The sequence below is a fragment of the Natrinema salinisoli genome (assembly GCF_020405205.1).
GTDB classification, from domain to species: Archaea; Halobacteriota; Halobacteria; order Halobacteriales; family Natrialbaceae; genus Natrinema; species Natrinema salinisoli.
In genome coordinates this window covers 1,880,325-1,902,257 of sequence record NZ_CP084469.1, presented here as the reverse complement: position 1 = coordinate 1,902,257, position 21,933 = coordinate 1,880,325, and the positions used below count along the sequence as shown (strand labels likewise).

Genomic DNA, 21,933 nt, shown 5'->3' with positions numbered 1-21,933 from the left:
TCGGGCAATCGTCTACGACTCGAGTAGGGGTCGATCGCCCGAGGGTTCGACCGGACCGGGCCCGCTACCGCCGTCGCCGCTGCCGATGTGCTGTCGCCGCCGGTACACGTAGTACCCGATCGCCGGGACCGAGAGTAGATACGGGACCGCCAGCACGGCCCCGGCGAAGTGAACGAGCGCGAGTCCGCCGGCGAACCACGGGTTCGGCGTCCACGCCGGATGGTCTCGAAGCGTGAGCGCGTCCATGAGTAGCGCCACCGCGGCGATAGCGGCGAACAGGTAGGAGAGCCAGCCGCCGAGGAAGACCACGGCGAAGGAGGCCAGTCCCATACCGAGCGACTCGCTGTCAGCAGCCAGTACGAAGAGGCTTAATCCAGTGTAGGAGGCTACCAACGAGAACGGTCCGATCGGGAACGTGTAGATGCCGTATCGCCATGCTGGATCGCGGGGCTCGTGGGAACCGTCGGACGGGGACATAATAATTCCATACAGACAAGTACAGCATAACATTTGTGCTACGGTTGTCCGGACCATCCCGGCGAGTTCACGGCGTCCGGCTTAAAAGCCATCGAGCCGCGACTGTCCGCCCTCGCTGTCGTCGACGCCCGCGAGATCGGCCGCCCGCTGGAGCGCGTTTTCGAACGTCTCCTCCTGACTGCGGTCGTACAGCGTCGCGGCCGGGTGGACGCAGATCAGCAGTCGCCGCGGCGTGCCGTCGATCCGCACCTCCTCGAGGGTGCCCGCCTCCTTGGTCACCGCGACCGATCGCTCGAGGAGGTGCTCGCTCGGCACCTTTCCCAGCGTCACGATCACTTCCGGATCGAGCCGGTCGATCTCCTGCTCGAGGTAGCCCCGACAGTTCGCGAGCTCGTCCTTTTTCGGATCGCGGTTCTCCGGGGGGCGACAGCGGACGCAGTTGCTGATGCGAACGTCGCCCCGCGCGAGGCCGACGTCGCGGAGCCCGTCGTTCAGGACGGTCCCGCTGCGGCCGACGAACGGCTCGCCCTGTTCGTCTTCCTTGGCACCCGGCCCTTCGCCGACGAAGAGGAGGTCGGCGTCCTCGGGTCCGGCTCCGTTGACGATCCGACTGCGAGAGTCGACGAGTGCCGGACAGCGCGTACACTCCGTGACACAGAGGTCTTCCATCTCTCCCATACTGGTTGGCTCAGGCGGTCGCCTCCTACGTCTTTCGGGATGCGGATGCCGGCCGTTACACGAACAGCAGGACATCTGCTCCGTCAAGCCGCGCTCACTCGAACGATCGCGCGTAGGAATCCGCCGCTCGAGCAGCCATTCGCGCGACCCGGATCGGCTCCGGTCGACCGCCTTCGAGCGTGAACGAGCGGACGACGTCGTCCGCCTCGGCGGGCTCGAGACCGACGGCCCTGACGTAAACGGTATCGTCGTCGATCGACAGTTCCCGGCGCTCGGGCAGCGCCCGATAGGTCGCGAGGCGCTCTTCGAGTTCGGCTCCCGAAAACGCATCTCGGAGACCGGTTTCGAGGCCGTCGCTCGCCTCGAACGTCACGGCGAGTACCGGTCGGTCGACCGCCTCGTGAATTCGCGAGAGCTCGAGGAAGTTGTACCACGCCGGAGCGACAGCGCCGAGCAGGACGTACCGGACGTCCGGACGGTCGAGTCCGTCGATCAGGTCGATAACGGTAGCAGTCCCGTCGGTGCCGCCGACGCGACAGGAGTCGTACGCGAGTCCGTCACAGACGCGGTCGGCGCGAACGACGGCACCCGCGAGCGTGCTTCGCCTTCGATCGTCGTCACGGTCGCCGTAATCGTCACGATCGTCGCGGTACGATTCGGCGATACCCAGCGCTCGCGCCCCGGACTTCATCCGTCAGTCGCTCTCGTCTTTGATTTCCTTGAGCCGATCGAGCAACTCGTCGCTGGACGCTCCGTTTTCGAACTCGATGCTTCCGTCGTGACTGTTCTCTCCCGACTTGACCGCATCGTCGTCGTCAAAATCAGCGTCGACTTCCTGTTGCTCGGATTCGTCGTAGCTCCCGAAACCCATACGGTGTTCCCTACGGGATTCCGGTTGAAAAATTCCATGGTTACCAGTTTATTAGGGTTTCCCAAACAGCCATCACGTTGGCTAGACGGTTCAGTGAAGGTGTTTCACCCCTCGAATATAAGAAATCCGCTATATGATGATGAGCGACATCACCGAGACCGGTCGCCCGCTCGATATCGATGGCACCGTTTTTGCCGCCGGCCGACGAGTGTCCGTCTATGGACGTCCATCACGTCACGGCGGCTGCGGAAACGTTCACCTGCAACGCCTATCTGGCCGTCGGCGATCGGACGACGCTCGTCGACGCCGGTGCAATGGACGGCGTCGTCGACGAAATACGCGACCACACCGACGAACTCGATGCCGTCGTCATGACGCACCAACACGGTGACCACGTCGCACAGCTCGAGGCGGTCTGCGACGCGTTCGATCCCGATGTCTACGCGTACGCGGATCACCCGAGGCGGACGGACGAACTCGACGACGGTGACACAGTCGAGATCGGTGACGAGGCGTTCGACGTCGTCTACACGCCCGGCCACGCCGACGATCACGTCTCCCTCGTCTCCGAGACCACGCTGTTCTCCGGCGACGTGGTCGTCCACGACGACGGGGCCTTCGACTACGGCAGCTTCGGCCGCACCGACATGGCCGGCCAGTCGCGTGAGCGACTGATCGAGAGCATCCGAGACCTCCTCGAGCGCATGCCCGAGAGCGTCGAGCACATGTACGCCGGTCACGGCGACGTCTTCCACGGCGACGTCCGCGACGTCGTCACGACGGCGCTCGAGCGGGCGGAGAACCGAGAGCCGAAGTACCCTGACGACTGATTTCGGCTGACGCGGTCGGCTCCGACTTCCTTGCTGGTGCTCTCGACGAGCAGATCGACTGATAGTTGTGCAACGACGCAAACACCACGTCGAAAAGAAGTCGACCGAGCGGTCGATTATGCGGCGCGGGGTTCCTTCGCCTTGGGACGAAGGTTCTTGTAGCCGCACTTCCGGCAGCGCTTGGATCGCTTGGAGTTGCGGGCGTTACAGCGCATGCAGATCATCTTCTCGAGCATCCGTTTCTCAGCGGCGTCGAACTTGGCCATACCCCGCCTTTGCCCGTGGTGCATATAATCGCTGTGATCCGAGCGGCGGGATCAGATGCGGTTGCCCGCCGCCGCTATTCGTCTTCCTCGTCGGCCAGGTAATCCTCTTGGACGGCGACGACGTCGCTCGAGTCCGCACACTCGCTGTACCGGCGCAGCGGCTCCTCGTTGAGCGTCAGAAACGTCTCGCCCCAGCGGAACGGTTCGAGGAGATCCTCGGCCCGGTCCCACTCGTCGGAGATGCAGCACGCGCCGGCGAGGGCTTCGACGGTTGTCAGCCGGAATGGACGGCCGTAGTTGATGGGGTTCGCGGCGACGAGAAACGGCAGCGCCCGGTGGATTCCGCGCATCTGGAACGACGCTTCCTCGGCGGATTCCCACGAGCAATCGAGGGCGACCAGCGTTCCCAGCCCCTCCTCGAGGTCGGCCGGGGAGAGCGCCTGCTCGGCGTGCGGATTGAGAACGACCCCGTAGGGTACCTGCCCCATCGACCGGTAGAGGGTGGCCTTATCGAACTTCTCGAGGCGACGCGCGGTACACTTCTCGGGGTCGTCGTCGCCCTCGTAGTAGACGTGACACTCCACGAAGGGACCTAAGAGCGGCCAAGCAAAAAGGACGCGGAACGCGGAGCCGGGGCCTGGACGGACCGTCTCTCGTGGCGGCCACTGATCGAGCAGCGGGTTCGAATCACGAGCGGACCCCGAACGCGTTGCCGTCAGTGCTGCCGATCGGGAAGCGCCGTCTGCTCCGGACGACTCCCCGCGGAACCGACGACACGGAACACTCGACGACTGAGACGAAGTCGGACACTTTTGATCGTGGCGACGAACGACACTCGTATGGAGTCAGAGCCGAACGCCGCCGACGAGTCGGGGAGCGACGGGGTCGCCTCCGTCCGCCGCTACTACGACGCGCTCGACGAGCACGACTACGACGCACTCGAGGCCCTCCTCCGCCCCGAGTTCGTCCAACGCCGGCCGGATCGAACGTTCGAGAACCGCGAGGCGTTCGTCCGATTCATGGCCGAGGACCGCCCGAGTCCCGATACCAGTCACGAACTGGAGTCGACGGTCGCCGACGGGAATCGGATCGCGGTTCGCGGGCGCGTCGTCGAAGGTGAGCGGACCCTCTTCGAATTCGCGGACTTCTTCGAACTCGAAGGCGGGAAAATTCGCCGCCTCGAGACGTATTCGCGGTGATTGGGTGCGTCCCGTATCGATGGTCATCGTCTCGCGCAGGAGCTGGATCGATTGTTGGTCACGATTTGGTATCGCGGAGCAAGCGATCGGCGGAAGAAATTTCAGGATGAACGACCGGTTTGGAGATATGGTACATTGTCCTGAGTGCGACGCGACGCTCTCTGCGGAATCGGATATCGACTTCGTAGAAACCGAGGCGACGACCGGATTCATCGCGGCCTCCAAACGGTTCTACGTCGCCACCTGTGCCACCTGCGGGGCGACGATCGGTAGCGGCGTGGCAGGCGCGAAAGCAGGCGGCGGTGCCGTGTGAGAGGAAAAGAAATATAATATCCTCATCATAACGAGGCGTATGGTTCACTGTCCCGAGTGCGAGGCGACGCTGTCGGAGAAATCGGACGTCGAATTCGTCGAGATGGACGCAACGACCGGCTTCTTCGCGGCCTCGAAGCGGTTCTATCTGGTCGCGTGCAACGACTGTGGCGCGGCTATCGGCAGCGGCGTCGCCGGCGCGAAAGCGTAACTGCCTACCGCGATTGACGTGAGTCGGGACCCGTCGGCCGATCAGTAATCGAACGAACGTTGCTCAGTCCAAGAGGGTTGATTTAACTAATAAGAACTCTAGGGGCCAATATGAGTCTGTCAGATTACGTCAGTGCCGTCGTCGCCGTCCTTCGTCGTCGGCCGGCTGACATCCTGCCGATGTACGTTCTCGGTGCTGCGATCACCGCGATCGTCCGCGTCGTTCCGTTCGTCGCGATTGCGATCGCCTACGTGCTTCTCGCGACGAGCGGCCGCCTGGACTCGATTCGAGCACAGCTCGCCGAACTAGACCCACCACCGACGGATCCGAACGCCGATCCCGAGGCGTACGACCGATTCCTGAGCGACGTCGAGCCGATTTTCGACCAGATACTGACGACGGAAATCGTCGCCCTCCTCGGCGTGACGGCCGTCGTGAGCGTCCTGCTCTTCGCAGTCCTGTCCGCCGCCGTCGCTGCGGGGCAGCTCGCAGCCTGTTACAGTCGGTTGCGAAACAACCGCGGGCTCGTGGCCGGTCTCGAGGGGGCCCGCCGCTATTGGCTCCGGTTTCTCGGCCTGTTCGTTCTCGAATTGGTGATCTGGAGCGGCACACTACTGCTGGTCGTTTCCGGTGCGGCACTGTTCGCCGGCTCGATCTCGTTTGCACCCGTAACGGCGGTATTGACGCTTCCGGTCGCCCTCCTGGGAGCGCTCGTCCTGTTCGTTCTGCTCGTCATCGTTCGAGCGGTGTTCGCGTTCGCACCGGCCGCAATCGTCGTCGACGATGCCGGCGTCTTCGGAGCGGTACGGAACGCCGCCGGACTCCTCCGCTCACAGCCGGTCGAAGCCCTCTTCTACTATATCGCCGCGTTCGTGGGGGTGGGTGCGGTGGCCGGCATAACCGGTCTGCTCTCGCTCGTCGATGTCGTTACCATCGGCTCACTGCTTTCGATACTGGTCGTGCTTCCCGCCCTGGATCTACTGAAGACGGCCGTCTACTGCGGCTACAGGGATCGACTGGCACCGCCGGAACCGCCGGCGCTGTCGCTTCGTGATCAGTTCCGGGCCGGCCTCCGGCGCGGCTGGACGGAGATGAGCGCGTTCGTCCGCTCGAATCTGGGGTTACACGCGCTCGCGGTCGGCTTCCTCCTCCTCGGATTCTGGATTGGATGGGTAGCCACCGGTCCCCTCGTCGGTGCCGTCGACGCGTCGATCGCGAGCCGACTCGAGGGCTGGCTCCCGCCGGCGATGGCCCTCGAACTGTTCGGCAACAACTGGCTGGTCGCACTCCTGACGGCGTACGCCGGGATCGCACTCGTCCTCCCGGCGATCGTCTCGTTGCTATTCAACGGCGTCTTCCTGGGTGCGACCGCCCGTCTCGAGGTCGATCCCGTCGAACTCGTCGCCTTCGTCGTTCCCCACGGTATCATCGAGATTCCGGCGATCCTGATCGCCAGCGCGCTCGGCATCTCCGTCGGCGTGACCGCCTGGCGGACGTGGGATGGCCGTGCCAGACGAACGGATCTCGCGGACGCGCTCGAGCGGGCCTTCTGGGTGCTCGTCGGGGTCGGCATGCTGCTCGCGATCGCGGCGCTCATCGAGGGGTTCGTCAGTCCGTACTACTACCGGCTGTTCCTGTGACCCTCAGTAGGATGCAACCGGAATTCGGGCTGTAGACGGTACAAACCGCCCGTGAGTGGACCGACGATCGATACGTTTTGACGGATGCCGACAGCCAGCCGCTACTGATAGGCCTCGAACTCCGTCCCGAACAGCAGGAAGTAGGCCGTCCCGACCAGGCCGATGACGGTCGCAACGGTGAACGCCGCGGTCGGATCGCCGGCGAACAGTTCGGTACCGGTCACCGGGTTCGAAAAGCCACCCCACAGGAGCCCGCCGAGCGCGGCGCTCGGGATGACGATCACGTTCCGCAGGAGGTAGTACGCCCCCGTCACCCGGCCACCGGCACCCAGCTCGGCGGGGCCGACGATCAGCGCTTTGTGCGCGGGCAATCCCGCGAACCGCAGCCCCGAAAATGCAAAGAGACCCGCGAGGACGGCGGCATCCTCGGGTGCGTTGATCAACAGAACCGGAAAGACCGCATAGACTGCAAAGCCCAGTGCGACGATCGGCTTGAGACCGATCCGTTCGGCGACTCTGGCAGCTGGAATCATCGTCACCAGCGCAACCAGCATTTCGATCCCCAGCAGGATCCCGAAGTACGACTGCGGGGAGAGGGAGACGGTACCGATTCCTGGAACCGAAAGGGTGAGCCCAACCTCGAGAAACCGGGTGACGACGATGACGAAAAAGACGTAGACCATGCCGTTGGCGAACCGAACGAGCGTGTCGCCGACCAGCAGCGGCCGGAGTTCCGCGGGCATCGCCCGGAGCTCGGCGAACAGCTGCGTGATGCCTTCGAACTCCTTTCCGACGCTGTCCTCGTCCGCCCTGTAGAGAACGTGCTGGACGATCGTTCCGAGGACGCCGAAGGCGATCGCGACGAGCAAGATCAGCTGAAACGCGGTGACGATCGCGCCGTCGCTCGAGCCGAACGGGTAGAAGAGCGCGGCGGCGAGCAGCGGGCCGACGAGAAACGCCGTCCGGCGGAACGTCTCGGTGCTCGCGAAGCCGGCGGCCAGTTGCGAGGGCGGCACCGCTTGCTTGACGATGGCGAAGGTGGCCCCGAGTCCGAACGACTTCCAGGCCTGTGCGAGAATCAGGCCGACGAAGACCGCGACGACGGCCAGCGAGATCGGGCCGACCGCGACGTCCCTGAACGCGGGGGCAACCAGCCAGATCCCGAAGCCGACCGTCGAACAGAGACCGAACGCGGTCAGCGCGTACCGCGAGCCGATCCGGTCCGAGATCGCCCCGCCGGGATAGGGGTAGACTGCGCTGATGACGTTCCCGAACGAGCCGAACAGGCCGATGACAACCGCCGACGCGCCCAGAGCCGACAGATACTCCGCCATGTATCGGTTGGTCATCTGGAACCCGAGACTGAAGGCGAACATCGCCGCCGACAGGACGAGCACGTCGCGCTCGAGCGCCACGAACTGCCGCACCGGGTCGAGCGGATCGGCCGCCTCGTCCGATTCAGCCTGCTCGAGGCTCATAGCTATCGGTGCGTATCGGACGGGCTTGAAATTTGGTCCTCGGGTGACCGCGTCTCGAGTCGAAGATCGAATCGTGTCGAGACTCAGGATATGGGCCCTCAACCGGGCGTCTGCCCGGATCATCGCTACCCAGAACGACACTTCTCTCATCGCTGGATACGACAAAGGGAAGCGCTCATTAGCCAGTAGTGTGAGTTCCGGAACATGGCTTCGTGGAAGCGGGATTTCGCGAGCGGGCTGATCGTCCTGGTCCCGATTCTCATCACGCTCTATGCCGTCTACTGGCTCTACGGACTCGTCGCCGGACTGACACCCGGCCTGATTCTCGACGAGTCGACGCTCGAGCCGCTCTTCCCGGGTGCGGGTCAGCAGACGCGCCAACAACTCGCCCAGTTCTTCCGGGTCATCGTCGCGCTCACCGTTTTTATCGTCCTCACGTTCTCGGTCGGCTATCTCATGCGGACGACCGTCGGCGGCCTGGTCGAACGGCTCGTCGACAACGTCGCCAACCGGGTGCCGGTGATCCGCGTCGTCTACAACGCCTCGAAGATGGCCGCCGAGACGGCCTTCGGGGAGCAGGAATCGCTGCAGAAACCGGTCAAAATCGAGACCTGGGACGGGTTGCGAATGACGGCGTTCAAAACGGGAAAGGTGGCCGACGACGGCCGCGAGGTGCTCTTCTTGCCGACGTCGCCGAACATTACGACCGGCTACGTTATCGAGGTCGAGTCCGAGCGGATCACCGAACTCGACGAGGACGTCGAAGACGCCCTGACGCGCGTGCTGAGTGCCGGATTCGGCGACGCAAATCACCGCGGCATGGACGCCGGCGTCTCGATCGACGTGATCGACGAGGCCACGACCGACGGTACCGATCGGACCGACCAGCAGAAGCGAGCTGACGACGACTAGAACCGAAATTTTACTCTGCGGGCTCGCCTACGGCTCGCCCTCGGTAAAATTTCGATCAAAAGCACTCCTCCTTCCCCTCCACTTCGTTTCGGGTCAGTCGTCGGCCCGCTCGCTCACTTCGTTCGCTCGCGGCAGTACTCGGTAAAGCGCCTGCCCTCCCCCGAGTCGCACGCCTCTCGCGGTGCTCGAGGCGCGCTCCCGGCCACGACAATCGGTTTCGAGAGAAGAGAACGGAAAGACAATCAATTCGCCTGTTTCGAGAGCGATCAGGCGCGTTTGGTGTCGAATTCGGTTCTCAGACGTCGACGTATTCGAACCACTCGTCGTACTCCGCGGGGGCCTGTTCGACGATGTCGAAGAACTGCTGCTGGATCTCTTCGGTGACGGGGCCGCGGGAGCCGTCGCCGATGACGACGTTGTCGACTTTTCGGATCGGGGTGACTTCGGCCGCAGAGCCGGTGAAGAACAGCTCGTCGGCGGTGTTGAGTTCGCCCCGCGAGATGGAGACGTCGTCGTGGACGGTGTAGCCCAGTTCCTCCGCGATCTGAATGACGGAATCGCGGGTGATGCCGTCGAGGATCGACTCCGAGAGCCCGGGCGTGAATATCTCGTCGTCGCGCACGAGGAAGATGTTCTCGCCGGGGCCTTCGGCGACGTTGCCCTCCTTGTTGAGGACGATCGCTTCCGCGTAGCCGTTCCGGCGGGCTTCCTCACCCGCGAGCATGCTGTTGACGTAGAGGCCGGTCGTCTTGGCGTTCGTCGGAATCTGGCTCGAGGCGTGTTTCCGCCACGAGGAGATCATCACGTCGATCCCGTTCTCGAGGGCGTCCTCGCCGAGGTAGGCGCCCCACGGCCAGACCGCGATGGCGGTGCGCGTGGGACAGTCCTTCGGGCTGACGCCGAGCGAGTTGTAGCCGTAGTAGGCGATCGGTCGGACGTAACAGGAGGGAAGTTCCTGGCGCTTGATGAGCTCTTTCGTCGCCTCGGTGAGCTCCGCCTTCGTGAAGTCGATGTCCATCTCGTAGGGCTTTGCGGACTGATAGAGCCGATCGAGGTGTTCTTCCCAGCGGAAGAGCGCCGGCCCGTTTTCGGTATCGTAACAGCGCGCGCCCTCGAAGACGCCCGACCCGTAGTGGAGGCCGTGCGTGAGAACGTGGATTTCCGCGTCGTCCCAGTCGACGAACTCGCCGTCCATCCAGATCGTGTCGACGTCCATCTCGTCGAATCCCATGATCGTGATTGTTGCAAGCCACCGTACTAAGTGTTCGCGGTTCGACCCGAGCGCGGTCCCATCGACGATGCCGCTGCCACCGCCGATTTCTCGGCGTTTAGCGGTTGCTCGTTGTCTTACGGGAACGTCGAGAAAAGAAGAGAATTATCGACAGCGCTCGAGGACCTCGCTCCCCTCGAGATAGGCGAACCCGTGGCGGTCGGCGTAGGCACGAGCGTCCGTCGGGGAGAGCGCCGCGCCGGTTTCGTCGTCGAGCATCTCGCAGACGACGACGGCCGGCGAGAGGTCGGCCGCGTTGGCGAGGGCGAGGCCGAGTTCGGTGTGGCCTTCACGCTGGGCGAGCAGGTCGGGTGCGCCTTTCAGCAGGTGGACGTGGCCGGGAACGCGGAACTCCGCGGCGAAGTCGGTTTCTTCGGGCGTCCCAGCGGCAGCGCCGAGCGCCCGAACCGTCCTCGAGCGGTCGTCGTCGGTGATCCCGGTGTAGGTGTCTCGGTGGTTGACCGTCAGCGAGAACGACGACCGCTCGTCGTAGCCCAGTTCGTGGTCGTCCGTCGCGGGGTGATCGATCGCGTCCGAGTAGAAGGGGAGGTCGAACGCCTCCGCGATCTCGTGGCCGAGCGCGACGCAGACCAGTCCGCCGGCGTCGTTGCGCAGGCGGGCGACGGCCTCGGGCGTCACGGCGTCGGCGTGGTAGATCAGGTCAGTCTCGCCCTCGCGGTCGGCCGCGTCGTGGACGAGGATCGGTTCGCCCGCGCGAAGCGACTCGAGGGCGCGCTCGAACGAATTCGCGGCGGCTGTGGCGTTCGAGTTCGATCCCGTCGTCGTGCCGTCCGCGTTTGACTGCGGCCCGGCGTGGTGGCCCGTCATTCGCGATCACCCACCGAGACGGTGACGTGATCGCCGTCCTCGAGGGCGAGTTCCTCGCGGAGCTTGTCGGGGGCGATGACCTCGAGCTGGTCGTCGTCGTGGTGGGTGCGTTCGGGGGCGATGGTGTAGGCGTCCTCGTAGACGTCTCCATCGGTCGTCTCGATTGTCGCGGGGTAACAAACCGCGGGGCCGTAGGTCCGCTCGTCGGACTCCCAGCCGTCGATGGGGACCGGCTCGAGCGAGGCCATGGCGCTGCGCCGGCGGACGCTGTCCTCGCGGAGATCGACGTTGAGCGTGCCGGGGAAGGGCTCGTAGCCGAGTCGCTCCTCGAACTGGCGTTTGTATCCCGACAGCGAGATGTAGTGGCGACCCTCGCCCATGCCGCTGGTGATGGTCCCCTCGAGTTCGATCTGGGAGTCCGTCTCGAAGATGCGACGGTAGTCCTCGTACTCGGCGTGAAGGGTCCGCTCGCCCGTTTCGGTGATCGCGACCCATTGGCCGTCGCTGACCGTGTCGCGCTCGAGTAAATCGGCACCCTCGAGGCGCTGGAGCCGGCGCGAAGCGGTCTGGTTCGACGCGTCGAGGCGGTCCGCGAGGTGAGAACAGGAGATTTTGACGTCGCCCTCGAGCCCGCCCTCGAGTGCGAGGAGTTTGAGCACGGCGAGTTCGTCGTGCCCGACGGCGGACTCGGCTATTACAGACATACACGCATCTATACGCTACCCCGGTAAAAGCATATCGAATGTGGCATGCGTCACGAAACTGTGACGGCGTTCACGAGCGTTTGTCGCGTGTTCGGAGGTCGGTGAGGGCGTGCAAAAAGCCACCGATTAATGGGTTTTGCTCGAGTGAGCCGGGTCGTCGTTTCGACGGCGATTCTGCCCGGAAGAGATCGGATTCGACGAGGCAAAGTGGTGAGGTAGAGACACGGTGAGACGGAGAGAGTCGGAAGTCAGTGTGAACCGGGCGACGAGCGTCCTGCTATCGTGGCAACGGGGAATCGCCACGTCCTCCCCAACCGATTCGCTCGGTCATTCTTCCCTCGCTCATCCCTCGCGTGCATTCGAGCGACGACTCGCCGATGGCTCGTCGTCGCACCGCACGCGCCACCGCAGCGTTCTCGGATCGACAGCAGCGGTGGTCGGTCGCCGTTTCATTGCCGCGTGGTTCGTCTTGGGCTCGAGGCCGGAGACGACCACTACTTGCACAATGCAAGCCATCTGGCTTTGCAGCGAACCGTTGAGCGTTGAGGCATACTCGCATGAAGCGCCTCCTCGAGGCTCTGTTCGGACTGGTTGCACTGACCGGCCTTCCGTATTTGATCTACCTCGGCGTCTACTACGTCAGCCGCCCTTCGGGAACGCCCGCCCACACGTGGCCCCGAGAGCCGTCGGTGAGTATCGTCCTGCCGACGTATAACGAGGCGGCGATCGTCGAGTCGAAGCTCGAGGAGCTGGTCGAACTCGAGTATCCGATGGACCGGGTCGAGATCGTCGTCGTCGACTCGAGCGACGACGGAACGGCGGACCTGGTCGAGACCTTCTTCGCCGGCCGACCGGAACCGGACCTGACGCTCATCCGGACGGACGACCGTGAGGGGCTCGCGCCGGCGCTGAACGAGGCTTACGCCGTCGCGTCGAACGAGGTCGTCGTCAAAACCGACTGCGACTCGCGGCTCGCGTCGGACGCGGTCCGGCGAGCGGCCGCGAACCTCGCCGATCCCGACGTGGCGGCGGTCACCGGCCGCAACGCCGAGGTTCTCGGTGACAGCGAGGTCGAGCGAGGGTATCGGGACATCCAGACGATGATTCAGATCCTCGAGTCACACATCGACTCGACGCTGATCTTCCACGGGCCGTTCTCGGCGTTCGAGCGCGACGCCATCGTCCCGATCGACGAGGACTCGATCGCCGACGACACCGAACTCGCGCTGAAGATTCGACGCAACGGGGGTCGAGTCGTCTTCGATCCCGAGATCCACTACAAGGAGGCGGCCCACTCCGCGTTCGACAAGCGCCGCCGGCAGAAGGATCGGCGGGCGATGGGGCTCCTGCGACTGCTGTGGCGACAGCGCGACGCGCTCGGCCGTCACGGGGCCTACGGCCGCGTCGTCTTACCGTTCAACTGGTGGTTCATGGTCGTTTCGCCGTGGCTCGTCGCGACGGGAATCGCCGTGGCGACGGTCGGCTCGCTGGCCCTACTCGGCCCCCTCGGACTGGCGACGCCAGCCGGCATCCTCGCCTTCACTGCCCTCGGCTCCCGTGATGCGCTCGGACCCGTCCAGCCGTTGTACTCGCTGTTCGATACCCAGATATCGCTGTTCCGTGCAAGTGTCTCGCTGCTCCGCGCTCGAGCCGCCGAGGACGACGACACCCACGACGGCACGTGGTCGCCCGATCGGGAACTCCGGGAGGTGTTACAGTGACCGACGTGGCGATCCTGCACGATCGGTTCCCCGGAATCGGCGGCGGCGAGGAGTTCGCTATCGAGGCCGCGCGCGTGCTCGACGCACCGATCTACACGGCCTACGTCGCCGAGGGAACATCGATCCCCGACGACGTCGAGGTGATCCCGTTCCAGCAGTCGAAGTACACGTCGCTCCCGTGGCGGCCCTTCCTCGAGTGGAAAAACGAGGGCATGAACCCTCTCGAGACCCTGAACGTGGCACTCGACATGACCGACGCCCACGAGGACCTCGCGGCGTACGACGTGGTCCTCGAGAGCGCGCCGCTGTCGAAGTACTACGTCCCCGAGGTCGGTCAGCGGATCGTCCACTACCCCCACAGCCCGCCGCGGTGGCTGTACGACCTCTATCGGGATCGACTCTCGTCGTTCGATCTCCCGTTCGTCGAAACGGGTCTCAAGGCGTACGCGAAAGCGTGGCGGGCGCTGGACAAGGAGGCCAACGACTACGTCGACTGCTTCGTCGCGAACAGCGAACTGGTTCGCGATCGGATCCGGCGATTCTACGGGCGCGACGCTGCGGTCGTCTATCCGCCGGTGACTGGCGACTGGCGAAACGACGGCGACGACGGCTACTTCCTCACCTGGTCCCGACTCGCTCCCGAGAAGCGCATCGACCTGATCGCGAAAGCGTTCGCCGGACTCGACGAACGGCTCGTGATCGCCGGTGACGGACAACAGCGTGAGCAGCTCGAGGCCTTTGCCGCGAACTACGACAACATCGAGGTGCGGGGGTACGTCTCGGACATCGAGTCGCTCGTCGCGCGGGCCACTGCAGTCGTCTACGCGCCCAAACAGGAGGACTTCGGCCTCGTCGGGGCCGAGACCATGATGGCTGGCAAACCTCTCCTCGGTGTCAACGAGGGGTTTACGCGGTACCAGGTGCAGAGCGGACGGACCGGACTGCTCTTCGAGCCGACCATCGAGTCCCTTCGCGAGGCGGTTCGGCAATTCGATCCCGCAGCCTTCGATCCGAAAGAGATCCGGGCCGAAGCGAGGCGCTACGAGTACGACCGCTTCGCCGACGGGCTCCGCGAGATTGTCGAGCGGACAGCAGTCGGCGACGGCGACGTCCCGGAATCGGAACGAGATCGGCGATCGGCGTGCCCGAGCGACGGAACCCGATTCGAGGGACGACAGCGTGCCGAGGTGGTCTCACGGCTGGGTGACGACGCCGACGACGGCCACGGGCTCGAGGAGGCGAGTGATCAATGACAGCGGGAACGACTACGCACGATCCGGCGGACGCTGACAGCCGGACCGAGACCGAACCGTCGCAGCCGCGAGGACCGACGACGAGCGACCGGTGTCTGCTCTATCAAAACAGCGACGCACACCCCGCACATCGAGTCTTCGCCGACGCCGTGGGCGCCGATCGACGTCACTTCGAGACCGGGGAACGACCGCCCGAACCGGGCGGCAACACCGAGCGGACCGTCGATCGACTCCGAACTGCCGGGACGCTGCCGGCGTACGAAACCGTCATCGCGGAGGGGAGCGCGCCGCTCCAGACCGGGCTCGCGTACAAACTGCGTCGGCCGGGAACGACCCTCGTCTATCTCGCCGCGGACGAGACGTTTTACACCCTCTCCGAGCGGCCGACGCGATACCTCTGGCGCGCGCTCGAGCCGCTCTCGAGCCGGTTACTCGACGGCGTGATCGCGGTCGGCCGCGACGCCTCCCGCTGGGCGCGACCGTACATCGGCGACGTTCCGGTCGCGGTCGTCCGGCCGCCGATCGCCGACGAGAAGTACGAGCGGCTCGCGTCGCTCTCCCCCGGATCGCCATCGGACCCGTTTACGATCCTCTCGGCCGGCGAGGCCAAACCCGCGAACGGCTACGAGCGGCTCGCGTCGGCAGTCGAGCGATTCGCCGGGATTGTCGAGGCCGACGTCCGATTAGTCGTCCTCGGGGACGGCCACGACGAGCAGCCGTACGCGGCCATGCCCCACGTCGTCACGCCCGGGTTCGTCGATCTGGACGCGTTCGCCGACTGGTTCGACCGCGCGAGCGTCTACGTCCAGTCGTCCCGGGGCGACGCGTTTCCCGTCGCCGCGCTCGAGGGGATTCTGTCGGGAACGCCGACGATCGTCACCGAAGCAACCGGCGTCCGGGAGCTCCTCCCGGCTCGGCAGGTCGTCCCGCCGACCGAGGCGGGGCTGTTCGACGGACTTGTAACTCTCTCGGACCTGTCGCCGGCGGAGCGACGATCCCTCGGGAGCGATCAGCGGAGCCTCGTCACCGACCTGACCGAATCGAACCAGCGAGAACGCTTCAGCGCCGCACTCGACGAATTCACATGACCGATGGAGACCGACCGAACGTCGTCGTCCTCTGTCTGGATACCGTCAGGAAAGACGTCTACGACCGGTATGCGCCCCGTCTCCGAGAGCTGGCGGCCGTCCGATTCGACGGAATGCGGGCGCTAGCCGGCTGGAGCGTCCCGAGCCACGCCGGGATGCTGACGGGATCGGTCCCGTCGGAAACGGGCGTCCACGCGCACCAGCGCCAGTTCGATCCGATCGACGTCGACGACACCTGGATCGCGCCCGTCTCGAGGGCGGGGTACGAGTCGGTCTGCGTTACGTCGAACATCTACGCCAGCCCCGTCTTCGGGTTCGACCGCTTCTTCGATCGCACGGTTCCCATCTCGCCGAGTCGCCGGCTTCCCGCGGGGATGGACGTCCAGCAGCACATCTCAGACCGCTCGACCACCGGCCTGGAAGCCTACGCCGATTTCGTCCGTCAGGCCCTCGCACACGACCATCCCCTTCGGTCGCTGTGCAACGGCGTCCTCCTCAAACTGGACGACGTGAGCCGGAAGCTCCCGATCGAGAAGCCGACCGATTTCGGCGGCCGTGCGATCGCTCGAACGCTCGAGCGCGAGGTCACCGAACCCGACGGGCCGGTGCTCGCCTTCGCCAACGTCATGGACGCACACGGTCCGCACACGCCGTTTCGTGGATTAGACGACTCGATTCACGGCGTCTCCGCCGACTTCCACTCGAGTTCGTTTCGTGATTCGGACGTGAACGCCGCGGACGGCCTCGGCGAGTTCGAATCGGACGTCGAGCGCGTTCGCGGGCTGTACGCGGCGACGGTCGACTACCTCGACCGGGTCATCGCAGACCTCGTGACCGCACTGGCGACCGGTGACGACCGCGAGTCGATCCTGATCGTAACGGCGGATCACGGCGAGAACCTCGGCTACGAATCGGACGGCTACCTCATGAACCACATGAGCAGTCTCTCGGAGGGGCTGTTACACGTCCCGTTCGACGTCATCGCGACCGGTGGCGGCGTCCTCGAGTCGGGGACCGAAGGTCCCGTCGATGTGGACGGGCTCAGTTCCCACGCCGATCTCGGGGGCGTGATCCGGTCGCTCGCGGGCGAGGACCCGTTCGACCCGTTCGCCTTCGAGCGGGAGGATGCGCGCGCCGAAATCGTCGGCTCGGGCTCCGGCATCCCGGAGGGCGGCGACGAATCCTACTGGAACCGGGGACAGCGCGTCGTCTATCGGGGCGACCGGAAGTACTACCGCGACCAGCTCGGCACCGAGGCGGTGTACGACGTCTCCGGTCCGCCGTCGAAGCAGATCGAACGCCCCGAGGAGACCGTCCCGGAGGGGCTCTTCGAGTCCGCCTTCGGCGATTGGGTCACTGACGGCGACCACGACGAACGGGCGTTCGCCGAGGACGTCGACGCGGCGAGCCGCGCCCGACTGGAGGATCTGGGATACCTATGACCGAACACACGACGGACACGACCCTGTTAGTCACGGTCGACTCGCTCAGAACCGATCACGTCCAGTACATGCCACACACTCGAGACTTCCTGGACGACACCCACGACGCCGCCTTCGCCACGAGCACGGCGACGCCCGGCAGCTTCCCGGCGATCATCGGCGGAGAGTATCCGGCCGGCAACGGCCTCGAGTCGGCGGCGAGCGTCGCCCACGAGTTCGACGCCCGCTGCGTCGGGATCACGACCAACCACCTGCTGTCCGCGGAGTACGGCTACGCGGCCGGCTTCGACTCGTTCACGTCGCCGAAAGGCGGCGGCGAGTCGCTGAAGGACAAGGGTGCAATCCTGCTCGAGCGCGGCTCGCTTCCCTACAAAATCGCCAGCTGGGGCTACAATCGCTACCAGCAGCTTCGGAGCTACGTCGAGGAGACGAACAAATCGTTCCGACCCGCGGACGAGGTCGTCGACCAGTTCCTGACCGAGATCGACGACCGCGACGAGTGGTTCGGGTGGCTGCATTTCATGGAACCGCACCATCCCTACGATCCGGACGGTGCGGACGTCGACCGGGCGACGGCACAGCGACTCACTCGGCGCGTGCTCTCGGGTCGCGGGTCCGACGAGGACGAGGCCGCCGTCCGCGAGCTCTACCGACAGGAGATCGTCGACCTCGACGACCGCCTCGAGCGCCTGTGGGCCGCGATTCCCGACGGGACGCGCGTCGTCTTCTGTGGCGATCACGGGGAACTACTCGGCGAGGACGGACTGTGGGGCCACCCCGGCGAGATGCGCGCCGAACTGCTGAACGTCCCGTTCGGGACGCGGAACGCCCCCGACCTCGGCGAGGTCGTCTCGCTGGTCGACGTCCCGACGATCCTGACGGGAACTGAACACGGGGTCGGCACGCTCGATCGGGAAATCGCCTTCGCGGCCTACGGGGACCGAAAGGCCGCGATGACCGCCGATCGCATCGCGACGGACGACGGCACGTATCGACTCGAGGACGGCGAGCCAGTGGACGACCCCTCCCTCGAGCGGGAACTCGAGCGGTTCGATCCCGTCTACGTCGTCAAGGAAGACGCCCTGCAGGAGGATCTGGAGGATCTCGGGTACGCATGACGGTCGTCGTCCTCGCGCTCGACGCGCTCGATGCCGGGTTGGTCGATCACTTCGACCTCGACGCCGTCCGTCTCGAGTCGGGCGGCGAGATCGAGACGTTCGCGAACACGCAGGCCGTCCCGTACACGCCGGAAGTCTGGGCGACCGTCGCGACCGGGCTCGAGCCGGCCGAACACGGGATCACCGGCGGCGGCACCAGCGAGTGGGCGAACCCCGCGCTCGACCTCGCGTCGGTTGTCACCGGTCGCCTCGACGAATCCACCCGCGGGACGCTCGGGAAACTCGTTCGATCGCGGACCGGCACGCGCGAGCGCATCGGTGAGACGGACCGCGAGTCGATGTTCGACGCCGACGACGCGGTCGTCCACAACTGGCCGGGCGTCCACGACGGCCGGCCGCTCCAGCGCGCCTGGGACCTGATGAACGCCGTGGCGGAGGGGATGCCCCGCCACGAGTTCGAGCGCGAACTGTTCGGGCTCTGCGCCCAGCAGTTCGGCTGGGCTCGCGAGATGCTCGCCCACCCGGTCTCGATCGCCGGCGTTCACGTCCACACGCTGGACGCGGCGGGCCACGCCTACGCCGACGACGAGGCCGCACTGGGTCGCGCCTACGCCCGCGTCGGCGAGTTCGTCGAGGAGATCGTCGCCGCCCTCGGCGAGGACGACGATCTCCTCGTCGTCAGCGATCACGGCATGCGCGCCGCGTTCTACCCGCCCGACGCGGGCGAGAAGCCGGCGAGCCACTCCTGGCGCGCGTACGCGAGTTCGACGGCCGACACCTGTCCGGACTCGGTCTACGACGTGCGACAATGGGTGGAAGAACGCGCGGTGGACTCGGACACGGGCGCGACCGGCCCCGACGAGGATATCGACATGCCGACCGAACGGTTGCGCGAACTCGGCTATCTCGACTGACAGAGGGATCGCCCCTCGATTCGAAGGTTTCTCGGGTCGATATCGATGCCTTAGCGTCCCGTTCGAACTCGTCTCAGGCGTCGAAACGGGACGATAGCGGGGTGTAGCCCCTCCATAATTATCACCGGTTCCGGTGGAGGGGTCCGCAATGCGAATCCTGCTTCTGCGGACGTGGACGACGAACATCGGGAACGGCTTCATCGACTACGGGGCGAGGGCGATGCTCGAGAAAGCCTTCCCCGACGCGGAGATCGTCGAAACGGGCGGCTATCCCAACCACGCGTCGGACACCGCGGCGCTGTGGGGCGGCACCCGGAAGCTCGCGCGGATGACGGGCTACGATCGATCCACCTACGAATCGCCGACGCACCCGCTTCGACGGAACACGGTGAATATAAGCGAGCTGATCGACGCCGATCTGGCCGTCCTCCCGGGCTGTGTCCTCTCCAGACCGACGTTCCGGAAGTACTTCGACACGCTCCGTCAACTCAGGGAGCGGGACGTTCCGATCGTCGTCGTCGGCGGGGGCGGCGAGAAGTACGACGAGGACGAGCGCCGGTACGTCGAGGCCGTGTTCGACGCGCTCGACATCGACGTCCTGCTCACGCGAGATCGAACCGCCTACGAGGAGTATGGCGACCTCGTCGAATACCTGTACGACGGCATCGACTGCTCGCTGTTTCTGGGCGACCGCCACCAGCCGCCCGAGGCGAATCGGCCGTTCGACGTCCACACGTTCGACAAAGGAGAGGAGCCCGACATCGGGAGCTCGCGGACGGTCATCCGACCCGATCACGCCCCCTTCGACGAACCGTTCCACTTCCCGGTCGGCGAACGGGCGCGGGAACTGGTGGGCCTCGAGACGCCGCTGTTCGAGGCCGAAAACGCCTTCGTCTCCGATCTCGTGACCGATTACCTCTTCCTCTACGCCAACGCGGAGGTGGTGCGGTCAGACCGGATCCACGCCTGTCTCCCGGCCCTGACCTACGGCAACAGGGCGCAGTTCTACTTCGAGACGCCGCGAGCGAACCTGTTCGACCGTGTTCCGATCGACGGCGACGTCACGAGCGAGCCGGTCCGGTTCGATATGGACGCCCTCGAGCGCGAGAAGGACGCACAGGTCGAGGCGCTCGAAGAAGGGATCGCAACGGTGCTGTAAGGATGATCGGGAACCGGCGGTCGATATCGGCCTCGGTGACGCTCCGAGTCGAAACGGTACCCTCGCGGCCGGAACCGACCGACGGTACCGCTATCCGTTCTACTGCCGGGGGCAGGTTCTTTGTGAGGGGTCTGGTAGGATGAGCGGAACCGCGATCATGGGAGACGACCCATCCATCGCCCTCGTCGTGCTCGATACGCTGCGAGCGGATTCGTTTGACGAGCACTTCGACTGGCTACCGGGCGTGCAGTTCACGAACGCGTGGAGCACGAGCCACTGGACGGCACCGGCTCACGCTTCCTTGTTCACCGGCCGCTACGCGAGCGAAGCCGGCGTGACGATCAAATCGCAGGACTTCGACCGACACACGACTCGCCTCCCCGAACTCCTCCGCGACCGCGGCTATCGGACGCGCGCGTTCAGCTGTAACGTTAACATCTCGGAGCGGCTGGGCTGGCACCACGGGTTCGACGAGTTCGACGGCGGCTGGCGGCTCCGCGGCCTCGGCGAGAACGTCTTCGACTGGGACGCCTTCATCGCCGACCAGCAGTCCGCGGGGCCGGAGCGGTACCTCCGGGCCGTCTGGCGGTGTGTCGACGGCGACTGCGACACGACCCAATCGCTGAAACAGGGGGCCCTGATGAAGCTCCGAGATATGGGGCTCAAGGGACGCCACCGCGACGACGGCGCGGCGGAACTGCTCGAGTACGTCCGCGACCGGTCGTGGAACCGCGAGCGCGAGTTCCTCTTTGCGAACCTCATGGAGGCCCACCGGCCGTACGACCCGCCGGACGAGTACCGCACCTATCCAGACGAGGACCCCCCGCATTTCGACGGCGTGAAAGCCACGCTCGAGGAGCCGCCGTACGATCCGGCGCGGATCGCGACCGCGTACGACGACGCCGTGCGGTATCTGTCGGACATCTACCGCGACATCTACGGGGAACTCGCCGCCGAGTTCGACTACGTCGTCACGCTGGCCGATCACGGCGAAGCCCTCGGCGAGTACGGCGCGTGGGAACACGGCAGCGGGCTCTACCCGCCCGTCATGAGGGTCCCGCTCGTCGTCTCCGCACCCGGACCGCGCGCCGACCATCGGACGCCCGATGCGAACGGGGAGCGAGCGACGCGGGACGCCCTCGTGAACCACCTCGACGTCTACGCGACGCTGCTCGACCTCGCCGGTATCGAGACGGACCGTCGTCGCGGCGAATCGTTCCGACCGCTACTCTCGAGGGACCCGCCCGCGCTGGGGCCGCGATCGAACGCGCTCGCGGAGTTTCACGGGATCTCCAGACGGCGGCGGCTCTCGCTCGAGGAGGACGGCTACGAGGTCGCCCCGGTCGATACCGAACGGCACGGGCTCGCGACGGCCGACTGTTACTACTTCGAAGATCTGACCGAGAACCGGACGATCGGCGACTGCGATCCGGCGGCCCTCGAGTCGGAGCTGGATCGACAGGTCGCCGACCTCGAGCGGCGCGAGGGGCTCTCAGAGGCGGATCTCTCCGGGCTCGAATCTCAGCTCGAGGAGCTGGGGTATCTGTGACGGTGGTATCGAC

Annotated in this window: 24 protein-coding genes; 14 read left to right on the top strand and 10 right to left on the bottom strand. The window is 65.4% G+C overall.

The window, feature by feature from the left end; all coding sequences use genetic code 11:
* Positions 1-12 precede the first annotated feature (12 nt).
* The 4 genes from LDB05_RS09320 to LDB05_RS09305 all read right to left on the bottom strand — a co-directional run bounded on the left by LDB05_RS09320 (position 13) and on the right by LDB05_RS09305 (position 2,026).
* Positions 13-477 carry a hypothetical protein gene (locus tag LDB05_RS09320; protein WP_226007647.1) on the bottom strand — a complete coding sequence of 155 codons (465 nt, stop codon included), beginning with the start codon at positions 475-477 and terminating at the stop codon, positions 13-15.
* A gap of 81 nt (positions 478-558) precedes the next feature.
* Complete coding sequence (locus LDB05_RS09315) at positions 559-1,155, bottom strand: uracil-DNA glycosylase (protein WP_226007646.1); 597 nt, start codon at positions 1,153-1,155, stop codon at positions 559-561.
* A 94-nt stretch (positions 1,156-1,249) separates the two neighbouring features.
* Positions 1,250-1,846, bottom strand: coding sequence for an endonuclease dU (locus LDB05_RS09310; protein WP_226007645.1), 597 nt, complete (start codon positions 1,844-1,846; stop codon positions 1,250-1,252).
* Positions 1,847-1,849: 3 nt separating this feature from the next.
* Positions 1,850-2,026 (bottom strand): DUF5786 family protein, encoded by a 177-nt coding sequence (locus tag LDB05_RS09305; protein ID WP_226007644.1) that lies wholly within the window; start codon positions 2,024-2,026, stop codon positions 1,850-1,852.
* Positions 2,027-2,244: 218 nt separating this feature from the next.
* Here LDB05_RS09305 and LDB05_RS09300 point away from each other — a divergent pair, with 218 nt between their 5' ends.
* Positions 2,245-2,856, top strand: coding sequence for an MBL fold metallo-hydrolase (locus LDB05_RS09300; protein WP_226007643.1), 612 nt, complete (start codon positions 2,245-2,247; stop codon positions 2,854-2,856).
* 116 nt (positions 2,857-2,972) lie between these two features.
* Here the strand turns inward: LDB05_RS09300 and LDB05_RS09295 are convergent, their stop codons facing one another.
* Complete coding sequence (locus tag LDB05_RS09295) at positions 2,973-3,122, bottom strand: 50S ribosomal protein L40e (protein ID WP_226007642.1); 150 nt, start codon at positions 3,120-3,122, stop codon at positions 2,973-2,975.
* Positions 3,123-3,196: 74 nt separating this feature from the next.
* Positions 3,197-3,706, bottom strand: coding sequence for a DUF367 family protein (locus LDB05_RS09290; protein WP_226007641.1), 510 nt, complete (start codon positions 3,704-3,706; stop codon positions 3,197-3,199).
* Between the two features lie 255 nt (positions 3,707-3,961).
* On the opposite strand from LDB05_RS09290, the gene LDB05_RS09285 reads away from it, so the two are divergent.
* The 4 genes from LDB05_RS09285 to LDB05_RS09270 all read left to right on the top strand — a co-directional run bounded on the left by LDB05_RS09285 (position 3,962) and on the right by LDB05_RS09270 (position 6,484).
* Positions 3,962-4,321 (top strand): nuclear transport factor 2 family protein, encoded by a 360-nt coding sequence (locus tag LDB05_RS09285; protein ID WP_226007640.1) that lies wholly within the window; start codon positions 3,962-3,964, stop codon positions 4,319-4,321.
* 127 nt (positions 4,322-4,448) lie between these two features.
* Entirely contained in the window at positions 4,449-4,634 is a 186-nt protein-coding gene (locus tag LDB05_RS09280; RefSeq protein WP_226007639.1) for a hypothetical protein, read from the top strand.
* 39 nt (positions 4,635-4,673) lie between these two features.
* Positions 4,674-4,844: a hypothetical protein gene (locus LDB05_RS09275; protein ID WP_226007638.1), complete on the top strand. Its 171-nt coding sequence runs from the start codon at positions 4,674-4,676 to the stop codon at positions 4,842-4,844.
* 110 nt (positions 4,845-4,954) lie between these two features.
* The gene (locus LDB05_RS09270; RefSeq protein ID WP_226007637.1) at positions 4,955-6,484 is read left to right on the top strand and encodes a stage II sporulation protein M; all 1,530 of its coding nucleotides are present in this window, start codon (positions 4,955-4,957) and stop codon (positions 6,482-6,484) included.
* 101 nt (positions 6,485-6,585) lie between these two features.
* On the opposite strand, the gene LDB05_RS09265 is transcribed toward LDB05_RS09270, so the two are convergent.
* Positions 6,586-7,962 (bottom strand): MFS transporter, encoded by a 1,377-nt coding sequence (locus tag LDB05_RS09265; RefSeq protein WP_226007636.1) that lies wholly within the window; start codon positions 7,960-7,962, stop codon positions 6,586-6,588.
* 204 nt (positions 7,963-8,166) lie between these two features.
* On the opposite strand from LDB05_RS09265, the gene LDB05_RS09260 reads away from it, so the two are divergent.
* On the top strand, positions 8,167-8,874 hold the full coding sequence (locus tag LDB05_RS09260; protein ID WP_226007635.1) for a DUF502 domain-containing protein: 708 nt from the start codon (positions 8,167-8,169) through the stop codon (positions 8,872-8,874).
* Positions 8,875-9,169: 295 nt separating this feature from the next.
* Here the strand turns inward: LDB05_RS09260 and LDB05_RS09255 are convergent, their stop codons facing one another.
* The 3 genes from LDB05_RS09255 to LDB05_RS09245 all read right to left on the bottom strand — a co-directional run bounded on the left by LDB05_RS09255 (position 9,170) and on the right by LDB05_RS09245 (position 11,676).
* Positions 9,170-10,105 (bottom strand): branched-chain amino acid transaminase, encoded by a 936-nt coding sequence (locus LDB05_RS09255; RefSeq protein WP_226007634.1) that lies wholly within the window; start codon positions 10,103-10,105, stop codon positions 9,170-9,172.
* Positions 10,106-10,249: 144 nt separating this feature from the next.
* Positions 10,250-10,972, bottom strand: coding sequence for a 3,4-dihydroxy-2-butanone-4-phosphate synthase (gene ribB / locus LDB05_RS09250; protein ID WP_226007633.1), 723 nt, complete (start codon positions 10,970-10,972; stop codon positions 10,250-10,252).
* Positions 10,969-11,676 carry a CTP-dependent riboflavin kinase gene (locus LDB05_RS09245; protein WP_226007632.1) on the bottom strand — a complete coding sequence of 236 codons (708 nt, stop codon included), beginning with the start codon at positions 11,674-11,676 and terminating at the stop codon, positions 10,969-10,971. The genes ribB and LDB05_RS09245 overlap by 4 nt, the downstream gene beginning before the upstream one ends.
* Before the next feature lie 557 nt (positions 11,677-12,233).
* On the opposite strand from LDB05_RS09245, the gene LDB05_RS09240 reads away from it, so the two are divergent.
* The 8 genes from LDB05_RS09240 to LDB05_RS09205 all read left to right on the top strand — a co-directional run bounded on the left by LDB05_RS09240 (position 12,234) and on the right by LDB05_RS09205 (position 21,920).
* Entirely contained in the window at positions 12,234-13,397 is a 1,164-nt protein-coding gene (locus LDB05_RS09240; protein ID WP_226007631.1) for a glycosyltransferase, read from the top strand.
* Positions 13,394-14,650, top strand: coding sequence for a glycosyltransferase (locus LDB05_RS09235; RefSeq protein ID WP_226007630.1), 1,257 nt, complete (start codon positions 13,394-13,396; stop codon positions 14,648-14,650). The genes LDB05_RS09240 and LDB05_RS09235 overlap by 4 nt, the downstream gene beginning before the upstream one ends.
* Positions 14,647-15,738 carry a glycosyltransferase family 4 protein gene (locus tag LDB05_RS09230; protein ID WP_226007629.1) on the top strand — a complete coding sequence of 364 codons (1,092 nt, stop codon included), beginning with the start codon at positions 14,647-14,649 and terminating at the stop codon, positions 15,736-15,738. Before LDB05_RS09235 ends, LDB05_RS09230 begins: the two co-directional genes overlap by 4 nt.
* On the top strand, positions 15,735-17,180 hold the full coding sequence (locus LDB05_RS09225; protein ID WP_226007628.1) for a sulfatase-like hydrolase/transferase: 1,446 nt from the start codon (positions 15,735-15,737) through the stop codon (positions 17,178-17,180). The genes LDB05_RS09230 and LDB05_RS09225 overlap by 4 nt, the downstream gene beginning before the upstream one ends.
* Positions 17,177-18,298, top strand: coding sequence for a sulfatase-like hydrolase/transferase (locus LDB05_RS09220; protein ID WP_226007627.1), 1,122 nt, complete (start codon positions 17,177-17,179; stop codon positions 18,296-18,298). Before LDB05_RS09225 ends, LDB05_RS09220 begins: the two co-directional genes overlap by 4 nt.
* Positions 18,295-19,212, top strand: coding sequence for an alkaline phosphatase family protein (locus LDB05_RS09215; protein WP_226007626.1), 918 nt, complete (start codon positions 18,295-18,297; stop codon positions 19,210-19,212). Before LDB05_RS09220 ends, LDB05_RS09215 begins: the two co-directional genes overlap by 4 nt.
* A gap of 148 nt (positions 19,213-19,360) precedes the next feature.
* Positions 19,361-20,371 carry a polysaccharide pyruvyl transferase family protein gene (locus tag LDB05_RS09210; RefSeq protein WP_226007625.1) on the top strand — a complete coding sequence of 337 codons (1,011 nt, stop codon included), beginning with the start codon at positions 19,361-19,363 and terminating at the stop codon, positions 20,369-20,371.
* A 139-nt stretch (positions 20,372-20,510) separates the two neighbouring features.
* On the top strand, positions 20,511-21,920 hold the full coding sequence (locus LDB05_RS09205; RefSeq protein WP_226007624.1) for a sulfatase-like hydrolase/transferase: 1,410 nt from the start codon (positions 20,511-20,513) through the stop codon (positions 21,918-21,920).
* Positions 21,921-21,933 lie beyond the last annotated feature (13 nt).